This window comes from Streptomyces sp. WELS2 (assembly GCF_013870595.1).
In the GTDB taxonomy this organism is placed as follows: Bacteria; Actinomycetota; Actinomycetes; order Streptomycetales; family Streptomycetaceae; genus Streptomyces.
This window is the reverse complement of the sequence record NZ_JACBWZ010000497.1, coordinates 1-4,706: the sequence shown is the minus strand read 5'-3', so window position 1 is coordinate 4,706 and position 4,706 is coordinate 1. Positions and strand designations below refer to the sequence as shown.

The window sequence follows — 4,706 nt, the reverse complement described above, 5'->3', positions numbered from 1 at the left end:
CGGTGGGTCTGCGACCAACCTAACCCGCGATGGCCTTCGTGCCGGCTCGGCGAGCTGGGCGTCGACCTCGCGCACGGTGAGCGTCGGCTCGGCGGCCGGCGGCACCGGGCGGCCCAGCACCTTCCAGCCGACCCCGAGCCGGCCCTGCGGCAGCCGTCCGGCCAGATAGGGGATGACGATCGGCACGTCCTCCGGCTCCGCCTCCCGGAACAACTGCGCGAGCAGCGCGGTCTTGCGGGACCGCGCCGCGGTCGCGGCGACCTCCCGGGACACCTCGGCCAGCCGGGTCAGCAGCATGTCCCCAGAGTGCACCGGGGCCGCCCGGTCTACACCCCCACGGCCGCGTCGAGGTCGGACATCAGCAGGTCCGCGTTGATCGCCACGCCCGCCCGGTAGCCCCCGCCGGCCGCGTTCACCACCTGCTCGGCGACGCCGCTCGCGTTGCCCGCCGCCCACAGCCCGGGCACGCTCGTCAGTCCCTGCCCGTCGATCACCGGGTAACTGCCGAACGGGGTCTCCCGCATGTCCGCGCCCAGCTTGACCAGGAGGTCGTTGTTCGGGACCGCGCGCGGAGCGGTGTACAGCACCGCCCGGTCGTGCACCGTGCGGTCCATCAGCCGCACCCCGGTGAGCCGGTCGTCGCTGACCACCAGCCCCGCCACCTCGCCGGGCACCACGGTGACCCCGGCGGCGGCCAGCCGGCGCAGGTCCTGGTCGGTCAGCTCCGCCTCGTCCACCCGGTGCAGGAAGAGCCGTACGTCCTTCGACCACCGGGTGACCGTCAGCGCCTGGTGCACGCCGAGCGGCGAGGTGGCGAGGACGCCGGTCGGCAGATCGCGCATCTCCCAGCCGTGGCAGTAGGGGCAGTGCAGCACATCCCGGCCGAACCGCTCGGCCAGGCCGGGGAGCGGCGGCAGCTCGTCGCGCAGGCCGGTGGCGATCACCAGCCGCCGGGCCCGCACGGCCCGGCCCCCGGCGAGGACGACGGTGAAGTCCGTGTCCCTCCTCGCGTCCACCACCCGGTCTTCCACGAGCTCCACCCCGTACCGGGCGATCTCCGCGCGCCCTACCGCCAGGAACTCGGCCGGGGACATGCCGTCCCGGGAGAGGTACCCCTGCATGTGCGCGGACGGCGCGTTGCGCGGCTCGCCCGCGTCGACGACCAGGGTGCGGCGCCGGGACCGGCCCAGCACCAGCGCGGCGGACAGCCCGGCCGCCCCGCCGCCGACGACGACCACTTCGTAGTTCTCGGTCATGGTGACCACCTCCGCCCCGACCGTCGCCCAATCCGTGCCGCATTGACAAACACCCTTGCCGAATCTGCAATAAGGCCATGAGTACCGACGACGTCCTCGCCGAGGTCGGTCCCCGGCTGCGGCGGATCCGCAAGGACCGGCAGGTGACCTTGGCCGCGCTGTCCGAGGCCACCGGCATCTCCGTCAGCACCCTGTCCCGGCTGGAGTCCGGCCTGCGCAGGCCCAGCCTGGAACTGCTGCTGCCCATCGCCCAGGCCCACCAGGTCCCGCTGGACGAACTGGTCGGCGCCCCGCCGGTCGGCGACCCCCGGGTGCGGGCCCGGCCGATCACCCGGCACGGACGCACCCTGTATCCGCTGACCCGGCAGCCCGGCGGGCTCCAGGCCTACAAGGTGGTCGAACCGCAGCGCGGCGGCGAGCCCGACCCCCGCACCCACGAGGGCTACGAATGGCTGTACGTGCTGTCCGGGCGGCTGCGCCTGGTGCTCGGACAGCACGACGTGGTGCTCGCGCCGGGCGAGGCGGCCGAGTTCGACACCCGGGTACCGCACTGGTTCGGGCCGGCGGGGGAGGAGCCGGTGGAGTTCCTGAGCCTGTTCGGGCCGCAGGGCGAGCGGATGCACGTACGGGCGCGGCCGGCCCGTTCCTGACGCGCACGGGGTCGCCGCCTGGTGGCATCCGCTCGGCGTTCGGGGCCGCGGACTGTTCCCTGATGGGCAAGCGACCGCTTAGTATGCGGTCGGACCCGGTCAGACGAAGCAGTCCCGTGGAGGCCCCGCATGCAGGCATGGCAAGTGCACGAGAACGGCGAGCCGAGCGAGGTGATGCGCCTGGCGGAGACGGAGCGGCCCGTGCCCGGCGACGGCCAGGTGCTGCTGCGGGTGCGCGCGGCGGGCGTCAACTTCCCCGACGCGCTGCTGTGCCGGGGCCAGTACCAGGTGCGTCCGCCGCTGCCCTTCACGCCCGGCGTGGAGATCTGCGGCGAGACCGAGGACGGCCGCCGGGTGATCGCCACCCCCGCGCTGCCGTACGGCGGTTTCGCCGAGTACGCCGTAGCCGACGCCCGCGCCCTGCTCCCCGCGCCCGCCGCGCTGGACGACGCCGAGGCCGCCGCCCTGCACATCGGCTACCAGACCGGCTGGTTCGGCCTGCACCGGCGGGCCCGGCTGGAGGCGGGGGAGACCCTGCTCGTGCACGCCGCCGCCGGAGGCGTGGGCAGCGCCGCCGTCCAGCTCGGCAAGGCGGCCGGCGCCACCGTGATCGGTGTCGTGGGCGGCGAGAAGAAGGCCGCCGTCGCCCGGGAACTGGGCTGTGACGTGGTGGTCGACCGGCGCGCCGAGGACGTCGTCGCCGCCGTGAAGGAGGCCACCGGCGGCCGGGGCGCCGACGTGGTCTACGACCCGGTCGGCGGCGAGGCCTACACCCAGTCCACCAAGGTCGTCGCCTTCGAGGGCCGGATCGTCGTCGTGGGCTTCGCCGGCGGCACCATCCCCGCCCCCGCCCTCAACCACGCCCTGGTGAAGAACTACTCGATCCTCGGCCTGCACTGGGGCCTGTACAACACCAAGAACCCGCGGCTGGTCCGGCACTGTCACGAGCAGCTCACCGAGCTGGCCGCGCGGGGCGCCGTCAAGCCGCTGGTCAGCGAGCGGGTGCCGCTCGCCGGCGCGGCCGGCGCCGTGCAGCGGGTCGCCGACGGGGTGACCACCGGCCGGATCGCCGTCGTACCGGAGAACGGAGCCGCCGCATGACCGACGCCGAAGAACTGCGCAGCCGCACCCGGGAGTTCCTCGACCGGCACCCGCCCGCGAGCACCGACCGCCCGGACTTCCTGCGGGCCCGGTTCGACGCCGGCCTCGCCTGGGTGCACTACCCCGAGGGCCTCGGCGGCCTCGGTGCCCCGCGCTCCCTCCAGGGCGTCGTGGACGCCGAACTGGAGGCCGCCGGTGCCCCCGACAACGACCCCCGGCGCATCGGCATCGGCCTCGGCATGGCCGCGCCGACCATCCTCGCCTACGGCACCGAGGAGCAGAAGCGGCGCTATCTGCGGCCCCTGTGGACCGGGGAGGAGGTCTGGTGCCAGCTGTTCAGCGAACCCGGCGCCGGCTCCGACCTGGCCGCGCTCGGCACCCGGGCGGTCCGGGACGGCGACACCTGGGTGGTCGACGGGCAGAAGGTGTGGACCTCCAGCGCCCACCTCGCCCGCTGGGCCATCCTCATCGCCCGCACCGACCCGAACGTACCCAAGCACCAGGGCATCACCTACTTCGTCTGTGACATGACCGACCCGGGCGTGGAGGTCCGGCCGCTGCGCCAGATCACCGGCGAGGCCGAGTTCAACGAGGTCTTCCTCACCGGTGTCCGCATCCCCGACAGCCGCCGCCTCGGCGCCGTCGGCGACGGCTGGCGGGTCGCCCAGACCACCCTCAACAACGAGCGCGTCGCCATCGGCGGCATGGCCCAGCCCCGCGAGGGCGGCATGATCGGCCCCGTCGCGAAGACCTGGCGCGAACGCCCGGAACTGCGCACCCACGACCTGCACCAGCGGCTGCTGACGCTGTGGGTGGAGGCCGAGGTGGCCCGGTTCACCGGCGAGCGGCTGCGCCAGCAGCTCGCCGCCGGCCAGCCCGGACCCGAGGGCGCCGGCATGAAGCTCGCCTTCGCCCGCCTCAACCAGGAGATCAGCGGCCTGGAGGTGGAACTGCGGGGCGAGGAGGGCCTGTTGTACGACGACTGGGCCATGCGCCGCCCCGAACACGTCGACTTCACCGGCCGTGACGCCGGCTACCGCTATCTGCGCTCCAAGGGCAACAGCATCGAGGGCGGCACCAGCGAGGTGCTGCTGAACATCGTGGCCGAGCGCGTCCTGGGCCTGCCCGCCGAACCGCGCACCGACAAGGACGTCGCCTGGAAGGACCTCGCCCGATGACGGACCTGCTGTACTCCGAGGAGGAAGAGGCGCTGCGCGCCGCCGTCCGCGACCTGCTCACGGACCACTGCCCGCCGGCCGGCGTGCTCGCCCGCACCGAGTCGGACGCGCCCCACGACCGCTCCCTGTGGAAGTCGCTGGCCGAGGACATGGGCCTGGCCGGCCTCCTGGTGCCCGAGGAGCAGGGCGGCCAGGGCGCCTCCCACCGCGAGGCGGCCGTCGTCCTGGAGGAGCTGGGCCGGGCCGTCGCCCCCGTGCCGTACCTGACCAGCGCGGTCGTGGCCACCGAGGCGCTGCTCGCCTGCGGCGACGCCGAACTGCTGGGGCAGCTGGCCTCCGGGCGCACCATCGGCGCCCTGGCGGTCGGCCTGTACACCGGCCCGGCCACCGCCGTCAGGACCGTACGGGTGGAGAACGGCACCCTGCACGGCGAGCTCACCGGCATCGCGGACGCGGCCGCCGCCGACGTGCTGCTCGTCCCGGCCGACGACGGCGGCCTGTACGCCGTCGCCGCCGACGCC

General features: G+C 74.5%; 5 protein-coding genes and 1 pseudogene. 4 read left to right on the top strand and 2 right to left on the bottom strand.

Features of this window, described 5'->3' with window-relative positions; all coding sequences use genetic code 11:
• Both H5J33_RS24140 and H5J33_RS24135 read right to left on the bottom strand, forming a co-directional pair.
• A pseudogene (locus tag H5J33_RS24140) lies at positions 1–297 on the bottom strand (ATP-dependent DNA ligase); the annotation flags it as partial.
• Positions 298–326: 29 nt separating this feature from the next.
• The gene (locus H5J33_RS24135; RefSeq protein WP_181796988.1) at positions 327–1,256 is read right to left on the bottom strand and encodes an NAD(P)/FAD-dependent oxidoreductase; all 930 of its coding nucleotides are present in this window, start codon (positions 1,254–1,256) and stop codon (positions 327–329) included.
• 77 nt (positions 1,257–1,333) lie between these two features.
• Here H5J33_RS24135 and H5J33_RS24130 point away from each other — a divergent pair, with 77 nt between their 5' ends.
• From H5J33_RS24130 to H5J33_RS24115, 4 genes are all read left to right on the top strand, one after another.
• A complete protein-coding gene (locus tag H5J33_RS24130; RefSeq protein ID WP_181796987.1) occupies positions 1,334–1,906 on the top strand; it encodes a helix-turn-helix domain-containing protein in 573 nt (190 codons plus the stop codon).
• Positions 1,907–2,035: 129 nt separating this feature from the next.
• A complete protein-coding gene (locus H5J33_RS24125; protein WP_181796986.1) occupies positions 2,036–3,007 on the top strand; it encodes an NADPH:quinone oxidoreductase family protein in 972 nt (323 codons plus the stop codon).
• Positions 3,004–4,185 (top strand): acyl-CoA dehydrogenase family protein, encoded by a 1,182-nt coding sequence (locus H5J33_RS24120; RefSeq protein ID WP_181796985.1) that lies wholly within the window; start codon positions 3,004–3,006, stop codon positions 4,183–4,185. The genes H5J33_RS24125 and H5J33_RS24120 overlap by 4 nt, the downstream gene beginning before the upstream one ends.
• A partial coding sequence (locus tag H5J33_RS24115; RefSeq protein ID WP_181796984.1) for an acyl-CoA dehydrogenase family protein occupies positions 4,182–4,706 on the top strand: 525 nt, incomplete at its 3' end. The genes H5J33_RS24120 and H5J33_RS24115, both read left to right, overlap by 4 nt.